20 protein-coding genes and 1 pseudogene are annotated in these 18,985 nt (G+C 40.1%); 9 read left to right on the top strand and 12 right to left on the bottom strand.

What is annotated here, in order from left to right:
• Nucleotides 1-72: 72 nt before the first annotated feature.
• A complete protein-coding gene (locus MKY23_RS15270) occupies nucleotides 73-288 on the bottom strand; it encodes a hypothetical protein (protein WP_145414273.1) in 216 nt (71 codons plus the stop codon).
• Between the two features lie 241 nt (nucleotides 289-529).
• Between MKY23_RS15270 and MKY23_RS15265 the strand changes: the two genes are divergently transcribed.
• Nucleotides 530-697: a hypothetical protein gene (locus tag MKY23_RS15265; RefSeq protein WP_186809640.1), complete on the top strand. Its 168-nt coding sequence runs from the start codon at nucleotides 530-532 to the stop codon at nucleotides 695-697.
• Nucleotides 698-2,203: 1,506 nt separating this feature from the next.
• Here MKY23_RS15265 and ilvD read toward each other — a convergent pair.
• The 5 genes from ilvD to MKY23_RS15240 all read right to left on the bottom strand — a co-directional run bounded on the left by ilvD (nucleotide 2,204) and on the right by MKY23_RS15240 (nucleotide 6,917).
• On the bottom strand, nucleotides 2,204-3,895 hold the full coding sequence (gene ilvD / locus MKY23_RS15260) for a dihydroxy-acid dehydratase (protein ID WP_090916349.1): 1,692 nt from the start codon (nucleotides 3,893-3,895) through the stop codon (nucleotides 2,204-2,206).
• 15 nt (nucleotides 3,896-3,910) lie between these two features.
• Nucleotides 3,911-4,576: a GntR family transcriptional regulator gene (locus MKY23_RS15255; RefSeq protein WP_154985648.1), complete on the bottom strand. Its 666-nt coding sequence runs from the start codon at nucleotides 4,574-4,576 to the stop codon at nucleotides 3,911-3,913.
• 301 nt (nucleotides 4,577-4,877) lie between these two features.
• Complete coding sequence (locus MKY23_RS15250) at nucleotides 4,878-5,522, bottom strand: DsbA family oxidoreductase (protein WP_339830584.1); 645 nt, start codon at nucleotides 5,520-5,522, stop codon at nucleotides 4,878-4,880.
• Nucleotides 5,523-5,573: 51 nt separating this feature from the next.
• Nucleotides 5,574-6,218, bottom strand: coding sequence for an NAD(P)H-binding protein (locus MKY23_RS15245; protein ID WP_339830582.1), 645 nt, complete (start codon nucleotides 6,216-6,218; stop codon nucleotides 5,574-5,576).
• Nucleotides 6,219-6,257: 39 nt separating this feature from the next.
• A complete protein-coding gene (locus tag MKY23_RS15240; protein WP_339830580.1) occupies nucleotides 6,258-6,917 on the bottom strand; it encodes an SDR family oxidoreductase in 660 nt (219 codons plus the stop codon).
• A gap of 195 nt (nucleotides 6,918-7,112) precedes the next feature.
• On the opposite strand from MKY23_RS15240, the gene MKY23_RS15235 reads away from it, so the two are divergent.
• Nucleotides 7,113-7,709 (top strand): TetR/AcrR family transcriptional regulator, encoded by a 597-nt coding sequence (locus MKY23_RS15235; protein WP_261769257.1) that lies wholly within the window; start codon nucleotides 7,113-7,115, stop codon nucleotides 7,707-7,709.
• A gap of 78 nt (nucleotides 7,710-7,787) precedes the next feature.
• Here the strand turns inward: MKY23_RS15235 and MKY23_RS15230 are convergent, their stop codons facing one another.
• Nucleotides 7,788-8,243, bottom strand: coding sequence for a GNAT family N-acetyltransferase (locus MKY23_RS15230; RefSeq protein WP_253494459.1), 456 nt, complete (start codon nucleotides 8,241-8,243; stop codon nucleotides 7,788-7,790).
• A 22-nt stretch (nucleotides 8,244-8,265) separates the two neighbouring features.
• Nucleotides 8,266-8,607 (bottom strand): GNAT family N-acetyltransferase, encoded by a 342-nt coding sequence (locus MKY23_RS15225; protein WP_339830574.1) that lies wholly within the window; start codon nucleotides 8,605-8,607, stop codon nucleotides 8,266-8,268.
• A gap of 288 nt (nucleotides 8,608-8,895) precedes the next feature.
• Between MKY23_RS15225 and MKY23_RS15220 the strand changes: the two genes are divergently transcribed.
• The 3 genes from MKY23_RS15220 to MKY23_RS15210 are packed head-to-tail and all read left to right on the top strand — an operon-like array spanning nucleotide 8,896 to nucleotide 10,469.
• A complete protein-coding gene (locus MKY23_RS15220; RefSeq protein WP_154959224.1) occupies nucleotides 8,896-9,357 on the top strand; it encodes a nuclear transport factor 2 family protein in 462 nt (153 codons plus the stop codon).
• On the top strand, nucleotides 9,354-9,935 hold the full coding sequence (locus MKY23_RS15215; protein ID WP_154959223.1) for a TetR/AcrR family transcriptional regulator: 582 nt from the start codon (nucleotides 9,354-9,356) through the stop codon (nucleotides 9,933-9,935). The genes MKY23_RS15220 and MKY23_RS15215 overlap by 4 nt, the downstream gene beginning before the upstream one ends.
• 60 nt (nucleotides 9,936-9,995) lie before the next feature.
• Nucleotides 9,996-10,469, top strand: a complete 474-nt coding sequence (locus MKY23_RS15210; protein ID WP_339830571.1) for a DinB family protein — start codon at nucleotides 9,996-9,998, stop codon at nucleotides 10,467-10,469.
• A gap of 122 nt (nucleotides 10,470-10,591) precedes the next feature.
• On the opposite strand, the gene MKY23_RS15205 is transcribed toward MKY23_RS15210, so the two are convergent.
• Nucleotides 10,592-11,551, bottom strand: coding sequence for an L-threonine 3-dehydrogenase (locus MKY23_RS15205; RefSeq protein ID WP_221789586.1), 960 nt, complete (start codon nucleotides 11,549-11,551; stop codon nucleotides 10,592-10,594).
• Nucleotides 11,552-11,588: 37 nt separating this feature from the next.
• Nucleotides 11,589-12,779: a glycine C-acetyltransferase gene (locus MKY23_RS15200; RefSeq protein WP_221789587.1), complete on the bottom strand. Its 1,191-nt coding sequence runs from the start codon at nucleotides 12,777-12,779 to the stop codon at nucleotides 11,589-11,591.
• Nucleotides 12,780-13,093: 314 nt separating this feature from the next.
• On the opposite strand from MKY23_RS15200, the gene MKY23_RS15195 reads away from it, so the two are divergent.
• Entirely contained in the window at nucleotides 13,094-13,879 is a 786-nt protein-coding gene (locus MKY23_RS15195) for a leucine-rich repeat domain-containing protein (protein ID WP_221789588.1), read from the top strand.
• Nucleotides 13,880-14,048: 169 nt separating this feature from the next.
• Here the strand turns inward: MKY23_RS15195 and MKY23_RS15190 are convergent, their stop codons facing one another.
• Complete coding sequence (locus tag MKY23_RS15190; RefSeq protein WP_221789589.1) at nucleotides 14,049-15,020, bottom strand: aldo/keto reductase family protein; 972 nt, start codon at nucleotides 15,018-15,020, stop codon at nucleotides 14,049-14,051.
• Between the two features lie 134 nt (nucleotides 15,021-15,154).
• Between MKY23_RS15190 and MKY23_RS15185 the strand changes: the two genes are divergently transcribed.
• Together MKY23_RS15185 and MKY23_RS15180 are read left to right on the top strand one after the other, a co-directional pair.
• On the top strand, nucleotides 15,155-15,532 hold the full coding sequence (locus tag MKY23_RS15185) for a MerR family transcriptional regulator (protein WP_339830565.1): 378 nt from the start codon (nucleotides 15,155-15,157) through the stop codon (nucleotides 15,530-15,532).
• 74 nt (nucleotides 15,533-15,606) lie between these two features.
• Nucleotides 15,607-16,179 (top strand): flavin reductase family protein, encoded by a 573-nt coding sequence (locus MKY23_RS15180; RefSeq protein WP_336120003.1) that lies wholly within the window; start codon nucleotides 15,607-15,609, stop codon nucleotides 16,177-16,179.
• Nucleotides 16,180-16,343: 164 nt separating this feature from the next.
• Here MKY23_RS15180 and MKY23_RS15175 read toward each other — a convergent pair.
• Nucleotides 16,344-16,823 (bottom strand): annotated as a pseudogene (locus MKY23_RS15175) (CPCC family cysteine-rich protein).
• Nucleotides 16,824-17,112: 289 nt separating this feature from the next.
• Between MKY23_RS15175 and MKY23_RS15170 the strand changes: the two are divergent.
• A complete protein-coding gene (locus MKY23_RS15170; protein WP_339830561.1) occupies nucleotides 17,113-18,876 on the top strand; it encodes a methyl-accepting chemotaxis protein in 1,764 nt (587 codons plus the stop codon).
• Nucleotides 18,877-18,985: the final 109 nt, after the last annotated feature.

Here is an 18,985-nt window from a genome sequence, read left to right as displayed (position 1 = left end):
CATTATAACAGGTTAAATGGACACATATTGGGGTGCTTCAAAATAACTATGAGAAATCTCCAAGTTTATATTCTATAAACCAGCAAGTAATAAATGAGATACAGTTTGCAGTGCTGTTGTTTCTGCTGAATGTTTAGCTAATCCACATTTATATCTCGCTTTTCTGAAGGAATGCTCAAGATCATTCTGTTCAACATAAATAAATAAGGGATTTAGTCCCTCTATAATTTTTTTCAGCTCTTTGATATAGCTAGTAACATCTTCGTTCGTATCACCATATTTGATCATTCCTATTGTTATCGAATTTTGCATAAAGCAACAACAAAAATGTAAGTGTCTGAACCATTCAAGGCACGCTTACTAAACCGCTTCCATCTTTCTGTAATGATTTCCTTGCAGTGATCTAATGTTAATACATAAACATCACAACATACGCGCATAACATGTACGATTCTTTCTATATATCCTTAGAAAATAACTATCTGATTCAAGATAAAATAAGCTTAGTCTGTACAATGCTAACAATCAATTGATTGCGACCAAGACGTTTGATGATTTACCTGCACAAGGATTGCTACAGCAACTCAATGATCAGAGTATTGTCTTCGGACCACTGATCGATCACAAGCTTGGTATGATCCAACTAAACCAGAGCCGAAGAAGGCGATCTACTACATTTTCGATTCACGTACCTTAAAAGTAAAAAACACACTTGAAATCGATGATGCTCTTTTTCACCAAGCTGATATTCGTTTTCACGATGCAAACACATTTTATATTCACATGGATAAAACAATCACAAAATACGTTTTAAAATAAATTATGAAAGCTTGCACATTCTACCGACTAATGACGTATGACTTCGCTCCTTGATAGAGCTAGGCATACGTCGTTTTTTATTAGGGTATTTCATATTAGTCATCGAATTACTACTCGTAATCCCTCCTCCCCCGTCAATTGTAGCTATCCAACATATTGAAGAATTAGCTGGTATATTGCTATGGAAAGCCCTAGAAGACTCGCCTTCATTTTTGACGGGTGGTACCTCTCTCGGTTTGATAGATATAATATAATCAATAAAAATCCAATGGGAAGCGATAGCTGAAAGTCACCTTCTGATGAACCATAGGAATAGATTGGTATAACTAGTGTACTGATCCAAAAGTATAAGAATACGGTAAAACGTCTTGTCTCTAATTGTTTGCTCCACCGTACTAACAAGAGTATAATGATGATCCCAATAATTGTGATTTGTAAAGGGGGTAGAACAATAGCAACGTTCCCAAATTTGAATTCCATTCTGCACAGCTCTCCTCTTCATAATCATTCGTAACGTACTTTTCAGATGGTCTTATATCATATGTCTCCTGCCTTATTGGTAGTAATGTAAATGGATTGGATGAAAGGTGGCTAGAACTTCTTATATGTTGATAAAACCAACCTTACATAAGTATAGATATCTGAATTTCACAATCAAAAAAACCTCCACTCAGGAGGATTTTGATTTATCCAATTTAATTGAATCTTTGTAATACTTAGTGGAAACAGAGGGAAGGCAAAGGCTTAACTCGATATTCGTGAAAATAAATTGTATAAGAAGTTAAAATAGTTAGTACCCTTCTCATATTCATTAACATAATATTGAATAACTCTGTCTACTTCATTCTTATTCATACCTAATTATTTCAGTTCACCAATTCTAATACCAAGTTCAACCAACATTTTATACCAAGAATGCACTATCCTTATTTTGTTTTAAATATCTATTATATACCAATTTATTTATCAGTCAACAGGATTACAGCCCTCCCATCATCTGCACAACCTCCTGTAATCTCAATTGGGAATTAACCAGTTACTTTCAATGAAACACATATCTATGTATTATTCATATGTTTACAATTCGACAAAATGGTTGTTCTTATCTCACATAATAGCGTGAATTAAACGAGATTATCAATAATGAGAATCAAGTCATTTTGACGCAAGAAAAGAATCTGTCCAGATAAAATAAAAACCCGTTAATTTTCAGTTCATGAAAATAACGGGAGATTAACAATTTAATCATTACAAAACGTATTCTTCATCATTTCTGGTGAATTCTTGATTTTTAAAGCTGGTGCTTTTTTAGTTTATTGCGCTTCAAGTATTCGTCGTAGCAGTTTCTTCCTACCCTACTATAAGCATAACAATAGAAAGTTGTCTATTCCATCAAATCGGTTACTGCACCTTTTGAAGCAGAAGAAACTAATTTAGCATATTTGGCGAGTACACCGGATTTTACTTTCAGCGGAGGTTGTACCCACGCTTTCGCTCGAGCGGCTAATTCTTCTTCTGATACTTCAACCTTCATTTCCTGAATATCACTGTTAATGGTGATAATATCCCCATTTTTGAGCAACGCGATCGGTCCGCCTACTTGTGCTTCAGGTGATACATGTCCGACTACAAATCCGTGTGAGCCACCCGAGAATCGACCATCCGTGATGAGAGCCACTTTCCCGCCGAGTCCTTTGCCTACGATAAGTGCTGTAACGGAAAGCATCTCTGGCATACCTGGGCCGCCCTTCGGACCACAGTAACGTATGACCACGACATCGCCTTCTTTAATTTCATCATTCGTAATCGCTATTGTTGCTTCATCTTCGCTATCGTACACCTTGGTCGGGCCGGAGAACTGCTGGATCTTCATGCCTGACATTTTGGCAACAGCACCTTCGGGAGCGAGGTTTCCTCGAAGTACAACCAATGGTCCATCAGGTTTCAGCGGATTATCGAGTGGTCGTATAATCTCTTGATCATTCGGAAGTGGATCAGCTTCCGCTAAATTCTCCGCCAACGTTTTACCTGTTACCGTGAGGCAATCCCCGTGAAGTAATCCCTCAGCAAGCAATAGCTTCATCACCCCTGAAACGCCACCGATATCGTTTAAATCTTGCATCACATATTGGCCGCTTGGCTTCAGATCCGCCAAATGAGGAACACGCAAACGAATGCGTTCAAAATCATCTAAGGTTAAATCGACTTCTACCGAGTGCGCAATCGCTAGCAGATGGAGAAATGCGTTAGTTGATCCTCCCAGAGCCATAACAACGGTGATCGCATTCTCAAATGCTTTCTTCGTCATAATGTCTCTTGGATAGATTTCCTGTTCAAGCAGTGAGATGACCTGTTTACCGGCTGCTTCGCATTCTAATGCTTTATCCGCTGAAATCGCTGATGTCGAAGAAGAGCCAGGCAAACACATACCCATGGCTTCTGCAGCAGCGGCCATCGTATTAGCGGTATACATGCCTCCGCAAGCCCCTGGACCTGGACAAACACTACATTCGACCTTATGAAGCTGTTCATCTGTTATTTTGCCATCCTGATATTGACCAACGGCTTCAAAAGCGGAGACAATATCTACTTTTTTGCCATCGAGATTACCTGGTTGAATGGTTCCTCCATATACATAAACGGAAGGAATGTTCATACGTCCAATAGCCATCAGACATGCAGGTGTATTCTTGTCACAACCACCGATTGCAACAACGCCGTCAAAACGCTCAGCTCCAGTCACAATTTCAATCGAATCGGCAATAGCTTCCCGACTTGGTAGTGAGAACAACATCCCGCCATGCCCCATCGAAATCCCATCCGAAACGGTAATCGTATTAAAAATTAGTGGAGCACCGCCGTTATCGCGTGCGCCCTGCTTAGCTTGTACCGCTAAATCATTAATGTGCATATTACATGGTGTTACCTCACTCCAGGTACTCGCTATGCCGATCATTGGCTTTTTAAAATCTTCATCCTGAAAACCAACCGCACGCAGCATTGCTCTGTTTGGTACCCGGTTAGCTCCTTCACTGATTACCTTACTTCGAATACGAAGATCTTTTTTATTCTCCATGTTTCTTCCCTCATTTCAAAGTATTTCGTTCAGTTCCTGCATCGGCCTGATAAAATTTTGTTTCATTAGTCTGTGAGCATCCTCACTATTTTTGCCTTCAAAAGCTTTAATAATCAAATCATGCTCTTCAACTGAAGCTAATGTAGCCGTGATAGGTTGTTTTAAAAACACATATTTAAATCGTCTAATGTGAATCTGGAGTGAGGCATTGAATGTGGCCACATAAGGATTATCTGAGAGCTCCACAATATAATTATGAAATAGCTCATCCACCTCCATGGCCTGATACACTTGACCATTTTTAATGGAATTTGCAAATTCCAAATTAATAGATCTTAGTTTCTCGATCTGTTCTGGAATAATAATTTGAGCGGTGATTTCAGCAGCCAAGGCCTGAAGAGCAGCCATGGTTGAATACATCTTGAAAATATCGTTTTTCTCAACATTCGTTACTTTTGTTTCTTTTCCTGGATGCATCGATACGAGACCTTGAACTTCGAGTAACTGGAATGCCTCTCGAATCGGTGTTCGGCTGACTCCAAGAGATTCAGCCATTTCCGCATCAATAAGCTTTTCACCTGGTTGCAGTGTTCCATCAATAATCCATCGCTGAATCTGAGAAAACGCTCTTTCTTTTGCAGACATACGGACGGGTAAGGCAAAATCTTTAGGAATTGGCATGGTTTTCATCCTCATTACAATTATTCTTATATGCAATATATCGCATACAGGATTGAGAAGCAATTATTATTTCATTTTAACTCGCTTATTTAAGTTTATTCTGATAACTACCTGTTTTTTTTGCCCGTTCGAATGCATGAAAAAAGCAACCAATCATAGATCAGTTGCCTCCTTGATTTATTAAGCACGGTTAGATTTACATTCATCATTGAATCTGTTAGTTAGTTAGTTAGTTAGTTAGTTAGTTAAACCAAAATGTTGTGTTAAAATGTTCACTAAAACTTGCTTATAATCATTTAAATCATACGAAGGGTTCCTGAGATGCTTGTTTAAGAGCTTTTAAAAATACCTCTGTTGGTTGTGCACCGGATATCGCGTATTTTCTATCAATGTCAAAGAAAGGCGCTCCTGTTATGCCTAATTGTTTTGCTGTGGCTTCATCTGAACGCACTTCGCTAGCATATTTGGAGGAATCATGGAGAACTGCGATTGACTCGTCCCTATTCATTCCAACTGATTCTGCAATACTGGCTAAAGTATCATGATCACTAATTAACTTGGCGTCCGTGTAATAAGAATAGAACAGCTTCTCAGCTAATTCCTGATCTTTACCCACAGATTTGGCATACTGGGTTAAACGATGCGCATCAAACGTATTGGTGGGCTTTATTTGGTCGATATTATACACGAGACCCATCATTGCTGCTTGTTGTTCTAGTTCAGCATGTGCCTTTTTCGCTTGTTCGAGACTCATACCATGTTTCTCCGAAAGTATTTGATGCATACTTTTGCCTGAGTACATGGATGTTTGCGGATTAAGTTCGAAGCTTTTATATTCAATAAACACTTCATTCGGAGTAGCGAATTGCTCCAGTGCAGATTCTAATCGTCGTTTACCAATATAACAAAATGGACAAACATAATCCGACCATATCTCGATTTTCATTTTGAATCCTCCCTCACTAACCACCTTAATCGGTGAATACTACATTTAAATTTATTTGTTATAAATAATAGGCATTTTCCTAATCAATGCGTTGTCACGAGCGGCAGAGTACATGAATTTAGCAACATTTTCTCTGGAAACACCTAATTTAGCTGGTTTATCACCGAATGAATAATCATGAGATTGCCCTTTGTATTTGACATTGGGATTAATAATTCGAACTACTGTCCAATTCAGTTTGGATTCCTTAATCATTCCTTCCAGTTTCTTCATTTCTGCATAACCGTTTGGTAGGAAAACTTTCGCTAAGACACCTGGAAGTATCGTGGACATGTTTTTCTTATCGTCATCGGATTGCAAAGCCGGCGTCGCAAGTGTAATGAGCCTTTTTTTGTTAAGTTTCTTCATAGCCTTAATGATCCGTTCGTGCCCGTCAGCAATCGGCGTGCCTTTAAGCTTTCGTGACATATCGGATGCTGGCCCCAATGTGCTGATTACGACATCTGATTCGGCAACGGCCTTCTCGATGGTTGAAGTATTCGAAAGATCCCCTTGTACAAGGCTCAAATTTGGATGTTTGAGGCTGATTTTTTGGGGGTTTCTAACATATGCCGTAACGAAATCCCCGTGATCCAAAGCTAGTTGTGTTACAAGCTGTCCAATTGCACCACTTGCACCAAAAACAGTGATATTCATATCCTTTTCTTATATCTCCTTTAAAATATATTATTCAAGTCACACTTTATCTTCAGTTATAAACTCTTCTACTCTATCTCTTTTGGTGTACATGTCGTACCAAATATCAGTGATTTTATCCTGAACGCCTGAATTCGGTTGCATCCAGATTCCGATCGAAAGATGACCTGCATATACTCCTTTGTCCGCTAATTCGCTGTTCAAATTAAAGATATAATTACGAAGTCCTGAGATTGCAATTCCTACATTACCCATCATCGGTACTGGGTGGACTGAAGCACCTCCAGTTGTAAATAACAGAGCACCGCTTTGCTTATCCAGCATATCCGGAAGTACTTGTTTAATGCTCGATAAAGCACCTAAAACATTATATTGAAATTGGTATAACGCATTTTCTTCAGTTACATCTAATGTTGGCGCTACTGTGTCAAAGCTCGGCGTTGGACTGTATTCAAGAACATCAATGAATCCGTATTTCTCTTTAACAGCAGCAAATGCCTTCTCAATTTCTTCTTTATTCAATATGTCCGCTTGAAATGAAGCAGCTTCGATTCCTAATTGTTCTAATTCAATAACCAGTTGGTTCAACTTGTCTTCATTTCGCGCAATAAGAGCTACGCGGAAGCCATTTTGTCCGAATTTCTTCGCAATGGACATTCCTAAACCTGCTCCTGCTCCAACAATCGCTATCGTTTTCATTTCATATCTTCCCTTCGAATAGAGTTAATGATCAGTAAGATAAATAATGGTCAACGTGTTGTATATTTATCTTTTGTTTATTATGATTAATGAAAGATCAGCATTCAATGTTTAATAATTTTGATTTTGAGAGATAAAATACAGTTTCAACTCAAATGTCGTATATCTAACAAAAAAAAGTTAAGGGAACGGGTCATGATGAAGAAAAAAACCGATTTGCGTATCATTCGCTCCAAACATTCGATAAAAAAAGCATTTATAGAACTTCTCAATGAGAAGGGATACGAGGGGATTACGATCCAAGATATAGCCGATAAGGCGATGATTAACCGAAATACATTTTACCTTCATTATCAGAACAAACCCGATTTGTTAAATGTATCTATGGACGAATTATTAGATGAGTTAAAGAGTACACTCAAGCTTTGTTCGAGTAGCAAATCTAGTATAAGTGGCTCTATGCTTGAACAACTGATGCAAACCATACTGGAGAAAATTAAGGACAATATCCCCTTTTACAAAGCATTCTTACTGGATGAGAACAGAATTTATGGTTTTCAATCAAAAATGGAGGAGATTATAAAAAATACTGTGGAAGATGGCTTGGATCATACCCCTCTGAAGATTTCAAAGGAATTATTACTTCAATATATCGCATCTACTTTTATGGGCATTGTAATATGGTGGGTTAAAAATGATTTTTCGTATACTCCGAGTGAACTTGCCTCTCAATTTGGAAAAATTTTAACTCACGGACATTTAACAGCTGCGGGGATTCCAATCAATGATTAAAGTGATCCATGCTTACGTAACGGGGAGACATAACAGAAGAGAAGCCCTTCGAATGAGGGCTCCTCTTCTTTACAAGATCTACAGTTCCTTCGTCATAAATGTACTATTCCCATCTGGGATATAATCTGCAAATGCCTCACAATACGTGAAGCTAAAATTTTCATACAACTTGCGAGCTGGAATAAATGAATCTGTGGAGCCAGTCTCTAGACTGATCCTTTTGTATCCACGTTTGATAGCTTCTTCAATAATGTGGGCAAGAATATTTCTAGCTACACCTTTACGCTTATGATTTTTAGCAGTTCGCATCGATTTGAGTTCTGCATGCTCTTTGTCTAATTCCTTAATAGCCCCACAGCCAAGAAGCTCCTCATTCTCCCATGCGCACCAGAATGTAATTTCGGGTTTCTTCAAACCGTCCAGATTAAGGGCATGAATGCTCTCTGGTGGAGAGTCATCCGCCATTCCTTGCAAATGTTCTGCAATTAACCCAATCACTTGTGCCCCGGTCAAATCATCTACGCGAATATCCATTGTAACCACTCCTGCGTTAATGTTAAGTATGAACCTCATAAATCAGAACCCAATATTTCGCTCCAGGCTCTCCTTCCTCAACAACAGCTGCCCGTTTGAGTAACAGATCGCCAACACCTTTGCCAGCAGCAGTGGGGTGTACAAACAAATTATGAATAAATCGGTTAGGTACATACAATGAAGCAAATCCGAGAATATGGGCGTTCTCCTCTGCAAGAAGGATTTGTTCTTCCAATGTATCCCGGTCAAAATCATCGAGCGTCATTTCATCTGTGTTAACCCAATGAAAACTCTCACGACGGGAATCCAGATAAATTTGTCTCAACTGTGGATAGTCTTTTATATTCGCTTCTCTGATTAGCATCAGATCAATCCCCCTAATTCTTCTACGCTTAGACTCACCATGAAGTCGAGTGCTTGCCTTTGTATTTTTCATCAGAGTCAAACTCATCGTAATCTAAGAAATATGTTAGCATTTTAATTTGGGATCAAGTAAGTACCAGTTTTTATTCTTTTACAACATACCAATTCTGCTATTTGGTCCACCACAAGATCTTCACGTTTGTCTGCTAAAGTATTTTGATATGAACTTGCTTTTATAAACCGATCGGTTTATACTGATACAAACAGTTTAGAAAGTGAGGAAAAAATAATGAATAATTTAACTCCCCCATTCACACTTGAGACAGCAATTCAAAAAACTCGTATGGCAGAAGACAGCTGGAATAGCCGAGACCCTGAGCGTGTCTCACTTGTGTATACTGAAGATTGTTATTGGAGAAATCGGAGCGAGTTTATAACAGGCCGCCAAGAAATTGTTTCTTTACTAACTAGAAAATGGGCCAAAGAACTGGAATACCGCCTTATTAAGGAGCTTTGGTCATTTACGGATAACCGTATTGCAGTGAGATTCGCATATGAATGGCATGATGATAGCGGTAACTGGTTCAGATCGTATGGAAACGAGAATTGGGAATTTGCTGATGACGGCTTGATGAAGCGAAGATTCGCTTCGATTAATGACATGCCGATTAAGGAATCGGAACGAAAATTTCATTGGCCTCTCGGCACACGCCCTGCTGAACACCCGAGCCTAAGTGAGTTAAACCTATGACTCGTACTGTTTTTGAAAAATCTGATGTCGTCCCTCTCGTTACGGAGGTATTCCGTGAATTAGGTTATGAAGGTGCATCGTTAAGTAAAATTACAGCCCGTACGCGTCTATCTAAAGGAAGCTTATATTATTTCTTCCCAGGTGGAAAAGATGAGATGGTTGCTGAAATTCTTACTCATATTGATCAATGGTTTGTAAAGAATATTTTTGAACCGCTCGAAAAGAATGAACCTCGAGCAGCCATTGATCATATGTGGCAAGAGGTCGATACTTATTTTCAATCGGGACAGCGTATATGCCTTATTGGTGCATTCGCTTTGGACGGAACAAGAGATCGATTCGCTACTGTAATACAGCAATATTTTATAAGATGGATTGAAGCCTTAAGCGCGGCGCTAGTTCAAACAGGTATCTCTAAAGAGACTGCTGACCAAATTTCAGAGGAAACAATTGCTAGTATTCAAGGAGCATTGGTTCTAAGTAGAGCGCTTAATGATGAATCCTTTTTTGAACGTACGTTGGCAAATCTTTCACAACGAGTCTCAACTTATGTTTCTAAAAGTAACTCTGGTCACTGACACAAACGTGTTCTCTTTAACGTTTTCATTAGCGACTTTATTTTATGGGAGGTCAATATCATGAGCAATTTTGTCGCAGATCAATTGAAATTTGTTCGCCGTCAGGCAGTTGATTATGTAAGGAATATAACTGACTCTGCATCCGAAATCATTCCAACAGGTTTGAAAAACAATATAAAATGGAATCTCGGCCACATGTATGTTATACATGAGAAGTTCGCTTTCCAGCTTACTGGTGAAGAAACCAAATATCCTGCTAATTTTAGTAAATTGTTTGATCCAGGAACCAAACCGTCTGACTGGGATACAGAGCCTCCGACGTTGTCTCAATTAATCGACTTGTTAACTGAACAAATGGAAAGGGTTGAATCGGTAATTTCAAGCAAATTGAAAGAAGAAATCAATCCTCATTACAAGTCTTCTACAGGACTTAGCTTTACCAATGCAGAACAATTACTGAGTTTTCTGATTTACCATGAAGCAATGCATTTTGCAACAATTAAAAATATTAAGAGCATAATTGAATCCGACTAAGGAAACGACTGGGCTGGAGGATAAAAAAAGAAGCTACAACAAAAGGTCTTGGTAACGCCTAACCTCTTGATGCAGCTTCTTTTGTATTTCTACTCGCTTTACACAGCGAATTCAACATAACTTTAAGCTTTGCGAAGCATTTGTCTATCGCTTAGGTGTGAAAGCATATCCTTCGTCATGGCCCTCAAGTCGTAGCGGGCATGAAATCCCCATTCTGTTTTCGCCGCCGTAGCATCCATGGAATGCGGCCAGCTATCGGCAATTGCCTGTCTCTTCGGATCAACATCGTAATCCAGGATAAAGCCGGGAATTTCTTCACGGATCGCGGCAGCGATCGCCTCTGGATCGACGCTCATTGCGGTGACATTAAATGAGTTTCGGTGTATCAACCGTGATGAATCCGCTTCCATTAAATCAATGATAGCGTTTAGGGCATCCGGCATATACATCATGTCCATGTTAGAGTTTTTGGCGATATAAGATGTATACCGACCGGTCGTCACAGCTGCATAGTAAATTTCCACCGCGTAATCCGTCGTTCCTCCACCGGGAGGCGTCATATAAGATATCAATCCGGGGAATCGTAACCCCCTCGTATCCAGACCGTACTTATAAAAATAATAATCACAAAGCAGTTCGCCGGACACCTTGTTCACGCCGTACATCGTATTGGGCCTCTGGATCGTATCCTGCGGTGTATTGTCTTTGGGAGTCGAAGGGCCAAAAGATCCAATGGAGCTTGGAGTGAAAAATTGGCAACCGAGCTCCCTGGATATTTCAAGTGCATTCATCAGTCCGCCCATATTCAAGTTCCAGGCAAGCAGGGGCTTATCCTCTGCCGTAGCCGACAGTAGCGCAGCCAAATGCATGACGGTATCTACTTCGTACCGCTTGGCGATTTCAAACATCGCCTTATCATTTGTCACATCCAGCAGTTCGAATGGTCCGGATCGGGTAATTTCGTGGGACGATGACCTGAGATCCGTAGCAACGACGTGATCTCCACCATAAATTTCACGTAATTTAACAACTAACTCAGAACCGATCTGGCCCAGTGCTCCGGTCACCAATATCTTCTTCATAAGACATTCCTCCCGAAATAGACTCCCGTAGGTGCAACTAAATCAGCTTCATTTCTTTGCCAACTTTCTCATAAACGGAGATCACCTGATCCAGCATCTCCTTGGAATGTGCAGATGTCGGCATGTTGCGTATTCTTCCGGTTCCTTTCGGAACCGTAGGGAACAGGATTGCCTTGGCGTAAACGCCTTCTTCATAGAGCCGTTTGCTGAACTGTTGGGTGGTTACTTCATCGCCAATGATACAAGGTGTGATCGGTGTTTCGCTTTGGCCTACATCATATCCAAGCCGGCTCAAGCCATTTTTCAAATGATTGCCGTTTTTCCACAGCTTCTCGATCAGTTCTTTGTCATTCATCAAAATGTCAACAGAAGCGCTACAAGAAGCGATTACAGCCGGAGGCAACGATGTTGAGAACAAAAACGGACGGCTTCTCAGCTTCAACCATTCAATCAGTTGTTTCTTACCCGCGACATAACCGCCGACAACGCCGATCGCCTTGGAAAGAGTGCCAATTTGAAAGTCAATACGGTCGGACAATCCAAAATGCTTCACGGTTCCAGCACCTGCTCCGAGAACGCCTGAACCGTGAGCATCATCCACATAGGTAATCAGATCGAATTCTTCTGCTATTTTCACGATTTCGGGCAGATTTGCGATATCACCATCCATGGAGAAAACCCCGTCGGTAATGACCATAATTTTATGGTACTGACCGGATTCCTTGGCCTCTTTCGCCTGCTGCCTTAAATCATTCATATCCGAATGCTTATAGCGGATCACCTTGGCTCTCGACAGACGGCAGCCATCAATAATCGAAGCGTGATTCAACTCATCTGATAAAATCGCATCATGCTGGTCCATTACCGCGGATATAGCAGCCATATTGCAGTTAAATCCCGATTGATACACGATAACGGCTTCCGTTTTTTTGAAAAGGGCCAGTTTTTCTTCAAGCTCAATATGAAGATCCATCGTACCATTAATGGTTCTCACAGCCCCAGCACCTGCCCCGTATGTCTGAGCTGCCTTAACTGAAGCATCAATCAGGCGATTATCTGTTGCCAGCCCCAAATAGTTATTAGAAGACAAATTGATTAGAGACTTTCCGTTGATTCGAATAACCGGACCATTTGCACCCTGTAGCGTATCGATAACGTTATATAGACCTTTAGACTTTAGATCTTCGATGTTCGAACTTAAAAATTGATCCAATGCTTGACTTGACATTCTATTCCCTCCTCGATATACGTATGTCCTCGTACAGGAGACAAGAAATTTCTGTTTTAAAACCTTGTTATAAAAGGAATTTTCCTGATTTCAATGTAGCATCTTTTTTGTTTTTTGTACACATATGGTGGACAAAATGACAGAAAAATCCGCAAATAAACATAGCGATTGCATCGCTGGACTAGTATAATATTTTGACAATATAACCATGTACTATGCTCCAAATCATGGTATATTCTTTATTATTAAATCATATAAGGAGTGGATCATGAATCGTACATAGTCATACATAGTTGAGAGAAAGAGATCGAAGAATGAATGTAGAACCTAATTTTAAGGAGTGCACTATGCCTAATCCATTCGTAAAACGTTTAATCGTATTTTGTTTGATGCTTTTAATATTACCGACATCCACAACTTTGGCAGCTTCAGTCGTTAAAGATCCCGTTTTAACACAAATCATTCGAACAGAATTAAAGCTATCGGGTAAAAATGAACTGAAAGCAGCCGATTTAAAAAAAATGAAATCCTTGTATTCATTGGATGAAAAAAGAAAAATCTCAAATTTGCAAGGACTTGAGTATGCAGTTAACATAACGGAACTAGTTCTACCCGGCCATAAAATCAAAAATATAAACCCCCTCTCCAAGCTGACAAAAATAAACCTATTGGCTTTAGATGGAAATCAAATTACAGATATATCTCCAATTTCAGGATTGCGCAATTTGGAAAGTTTATTGATTAATGATAACCAAATAAAAGATCTAGGACCTCTAAAAAATTTACGCAATCTTACAAGTTTGCTTGCCGGCGGCAATCAAGTATCAGACTTAAGACCACTCCAAAAGATGAATCTTGAATGGCTTAGTATGGACAATAATCGCATTAAGGATCTGACACCATTAAAAAACCATCCAACTTTACAACATCTTTATCTGCAAGATAATCTTATTCAAGATATTGCTGTGCTTGAAACGATTCCTCATTTAACCGAGGTATATCTGGGAAACAACCCGCTAAATGAACATGCGAAGCAGATCGTTAAAGATTTGGAGAAGAACGGAGTGATTGTGAGCCTGGAGATTGATAAAGTGGATTAGTCTAATCAACTTAAATTTAGATTTTTTTAGTGAGTAATTAGACCATCTTTCTTTCAAATAGGACAAAAAGGCCGTTAATATTAACGGCCTTTTTTGTGCATTGCAGTATATATAAGTCACACGAGCGCTTCTCTACCTGTTAGTCTATATCTCCATTCATTTTTCGTTGTTACCGCATTGGCACAAAATGGCTGATGGAAGACAGGATTTTTTCTGTTTCCGAGATAATATCCGGTGTAAGCTTAAGCTCAATTGCTTTGAGATTCTCTTCAATCTGAACGGGTCTGCTGGAGCCAATAATGGCAGAGCTTACTGCGGGTTGTCGGAGAATCCATGCTAATGCGAATTGGGATAAGGTTGCCCCGAGTTCGTTAGCCATTTCCGATAGTTGTACAGTACATTGGAGCACATCCTCACGTAAATAACTGTTGATGACACCATTTGTTTGATCATTCGCAGCCCGTGTGCCTTCTGGAATTTGCTGTCCTGGTTTGTATTTGCCTGTGAGTACACCCTGTGCTAATGGAGAGAACACAATGAGACCAAGTCCCTCCTGCTCGCATTGCTCAATCACACCTTCTCTCTCGATATATCGCTCAAACATATTGTAGATTGGCTGATTTGAAATCAACGGGCGCAGATTCAAACTTTTGCTGATTCCGGAGGCTTCCGCAATCTGTGCGGCCGTCCATTCACTGACACCTGCATATAAAATCTTACCTTGCGCTTGCAGATCATCCAATGCTCGAAGCGTCTCTTCAACAGGAGTTTCGGAATCAAAACGATGACATTGGTAGAGGTCAATGTAATCTGTGCCCAATCGTTTCAAGCTCGCCTCACACTGCTCGACGATATGTTTACGGGACAATCCACGTTCATTCGGTCCCGATCCTTGCGGGAAAAACAATTTTGTAGCAAGGACATAACTACTGCGTGAATACGACTTCAACGTACTTCCCATGACCTCTTCAGCACCTGTATATGAATTCGACGTATCAAAAAAGTTGACACCGAGTTCGTATGCTTTATGCATACATGCACGCGCTGCCTCCTCAGAAGTGGCCGATCCATAGGTCAGCCAGCTTCCTAATCCAATTTCACTAACTTTCAATCCACTTCTACCCAGCTTTCTGTATTTCAACTGAATCACTCCTTTTTGAGAATGGTTTGACTAGAGGCTATTTATGAAAACGCTCTATTGTACTATCTTAGGATAGTAGTTAAACTTAGGTTTAAGTCAATACCTTCAACCTTTTTTTTGAAAGGAAGATTTGTTTGGAATTTACGATTAAACAAGTTGCAGAACGCACCCAGTTGCCTGCTTCCACGCTGCGGTTCTATGATCGGACAGGTCTGATGCCTTTGTTGAAAAAGACAGAATACGGTGCCCGTAAATATTCCGAGATGGATATATGTTGGCTGGAATTAGTACGCTGTCTGAGAGATAGTGGTATGCCACTTGAGGATATAAAAGCATTCATGCTGCTCTGTCTGGAAGGTTCAAGTACTAGTGAACAGAGGAAAGAAATGTTACAGCAACATCGGCAAAATATCGTGAAGCAAATGGACGTGTTGAACTGTAGCCTAGGAACCATTGATTACAAGCTAGATCACTATAATGAGATTGGCATCTTTCATATCGATACCCGATAATATGATTGTTGTTTTTCAGACGGGTGGCCTTTTCAAGTTTAGCTCTGAAAATATGGTTACGAGGAGTGATTTTCATGCGACAACCGATCCAAGACGAATCATGGTACTCATACCCCGGAATGGTTGCAATAGTGACTGCGCGTCATGAGGGAAAGCAAAATATTATGGCTTCAGGATGGCACACTTACATCGGCTCTTCACCAGGAATATATGGCATATCTCTTCGCAAAGAGACCTATACCTATACACTAATAGAGCAAAGCGGAGCATTCGGTGTACACTTTTTGCCTGCACATTGTTCAGAAATAATTCAAGCCGTTGGAACATACAGTGGAAGAGATTTGGACAAATTCAAGGAATTTAATATTGAGTATGAAGAAGGACTTCAAGTCGATATACCTGTTCTTACGGATGCCTACTTTGCTTATGAATGCCGTTCGCTGAGCATTACAAGTTTTGGCGACCATGAGTGGATCGCAGGAGAAATTGTTCAGCGCTATAGAGATGATTCATGTTTTTTAGAGAATGGACTCCCCGACTTCTCAAAGCTTGAGATTCCATTATATGCAGGCCGATCAACCTACAAAATACTAAATCAGGAAAGCGCGGAAAAGAACCATCCATTGCATCTTAATCGATCGAAGTAGAACTAAATCGACTGATTAGAGCTAAATAGAAGGAGTCCCCTTTTGGGGACTCCTCCTTTCGTGATTATGGGTTTTTACGAGTTTTTCCCGATACTGAGCTCTCCATAAATATGGTCGTTAGGGGTCAGTTCTTTAACAGTACTCCAAACAAAAGGCCTTATTTCTTAATCAGCCTTTTTGTAGATTTCATATCGATTAGATTTTACGAAATCAGCTTCTCCTTCTGAGCATGCTCCGTACTTTTCGTAATTACTTTTGCCTTCTGACAATGTCATGTGATTAGGTCCACTGTACCTGCTTGGATCATTGTTACCATCATCCTCTCAGAAACAAACTGGACAAATATCATATTCTCCTCTCTGTTCCAAGGTTTCATAATTACAACAAGGACAAGCTAATAATTGCTCCACGCGGCCTTCAACCTCAATATCGCTCCCTGCTATTTCTGAGAGGAGTTTAGATAAATATTCGTTAGGTTTTCCATAGAAACTGCCTTCAGACACCTTAAATAACAATTCGTTGTAACGAATGTGCATTATATCATTTGTTGGTTCATCTGAACTAAGCAGTTCATCCTGCAAAGATTTCGAAAAAAAATGAAATTCCGGGTCATCTTCATCAATTCCCCAGGAATTCAATAACATTGCTTCACGTTCATCTCTGGTTAGTTTAGTAATATCATTTTCAATGATAATCTTTATTGCTTCCTGCCTTAACACTATACCACCCCGATTCATACTTGCTCCAAATTTTGTACTTATCCTTATTGGGAGAAGCGCTTGATTCTATTATGCAGTATCATTCTCCTAAAAACATGAGCGGATGCAACTAAATTATGAATCAGTCTACAGTTCCCTCGTCATTTTTACGATAAAGAGTATGGAGCTATACATATAGCCTTATGCTTTATTTACTTCCGAGGGGGAACAGAACATGAAACACACGCGCAACAAAAGAATGGATTTAAGGTTAAAACTATATTTGATCATCCTTGTCCCACTACTGACTATGGGCGGTCTGATTCTGTGGGCCACGAACTACTCCAGTGAAAATTCATCCTTAATGACAATGCAGCATAACAACCAGAAGCTTGCAGTGAACATCGCTTCTGAGATGGGTAAGGAATCGGCATTAATCAACTCCTTATACACTTCAGGTTCGGAGGAAAGCTCTGAATACAAAACACTTAGAGAACAGCTTGTTAAGGCTCGCCTTCAATCGGGAGCCCTTTATGTTTATATGTATAATAAAACACCAAATGGATGGATATACACCGTGGATGGCGCGGATTGGGGAGATGCGGAATACAGTCCTTACGGGACTGCGTTTGAGCTGAATTCTCAAACTCTAGAACGTTTGGCAAGCGGTGAAGTTGTAACGACTGGCATCGTCGAAGATCCTGTCTGGGGACTGCTTATGTCCTCTTTTACACCAATTAAAGATTCGCAAGGAACGATTATTGGTTATTTGGGTATGGATCAGTCTGCAGCAGAAGTTGAAGGCGTCTCTGCAATAACGTTGAATAATACGTATGGTAAAGTTATCCCGATTTTTGCAGTGGTTTTAATTTTATCGTTCATCATCATGTGGCTTGTCGTAAGAGGAATCCTTCGTCAAGTATCTGACATTAAGTCAAGCCTGGAACAGGTCTCTTCCGGAAATCTCCGGGTTGTATCCACTCAGATGACAAACGATCAACTCGGGGACATCAGTAACCTAATTAATACTATGGTTGTGCAACTAACGAATATTATGAAGGGAATACAACAAGGTTCTTCTACACTGCAACAGGCTTCTAAAAATATTGCCAAAACATCTCTTACCAATCAGCGTCAGTCTGAAGAGCTTTCCAGAGCCATCGAGGAAATTGCCATAGGCTCCATGAAACAAGCTGAAGAGACAGAACACTCCGTCCAGCATTCTGAAAATCTGGGCAGTATTATGAATGAAGTAGGTTCTTATGTGGAACAGTTCACCCGTACTTCCGATCAGTTATCTGCATTGCAAATACAAGTGACACGCCAACATGAGGTTCTGCTAGAAAAGGGCCGTGAGAACGCCAAACTTGTTGAGGATCAACAGAATATTTCCAAGTCGCTGACGACACGTTCGGAACTTGCTTCTTCCATCAGTGGACAGATTCACAACATATTAAAACAAACTCAAATCTTATCTTTGAATGCTTCGATTGAAGCAGCTCGTGTTGGTGAAGCAGGTAAAGGCTTTGGAGTTGTTTCTAATGAGATGGGACATCTCGCTCAAGAATCCGAACGTTCGATTCAGGAGATTGATGAGATACTGAGTTCTTTTGTTCAAGAAATTCATCATATGGGAACGCATCTGGATTCAAATATGTTAGCTGCCAAGGAGCAGGAAGAACAGATCGCTGAATGTCTTCAAAGCTTCAAACAGGTAAGCCGGTTATCCTCTGAAGTGCATGAGCTTGCTCAACGTCTGGAAAATCGGACAATCCATATGCAATCCATTCGCCAAGAGGTGGAGCAACATTTGAGTTACATTGCTTCCACAACTGAGGAAACATCAGCCATGTCCGAAGAAGTTTCCGCCAGTGCTGTAGAGCAACAGCGTTCGGCCAATGAACTATCAGGCATTTCCGGAGAGCTGACCCTCCTTGCTGATAACCTCAAATCGTATTCAGATCAATTTCAAATCGAAATCCATGATACGGATAAATAATAAGTAAAGACCGATGCTTGATTCAATAAAGTGTCGGGCTTTTTTTTATCGTTTTGACATTTTGTTTTACTTCATAGTTTGAGTTACGGTTCTCTGTAACTAAAATTCA

Origin of the sequence: Paenibacillus sp. FSL R7-0272 (genome assembly GCF_037969905.1) — a bacterium.
GTDB classification, from domain to species: domain Bacteria; phylum Bacillota; class Bacilli; order Paenibacillales; family Paenibacillaceae; genus Paenibacillus; species Paenibacillus polysaccharolyticus.
Note: the sequence above shows the minus strand (reverse complement) of the source record. Positions and strands in the feature narration are given on the sequence as shown.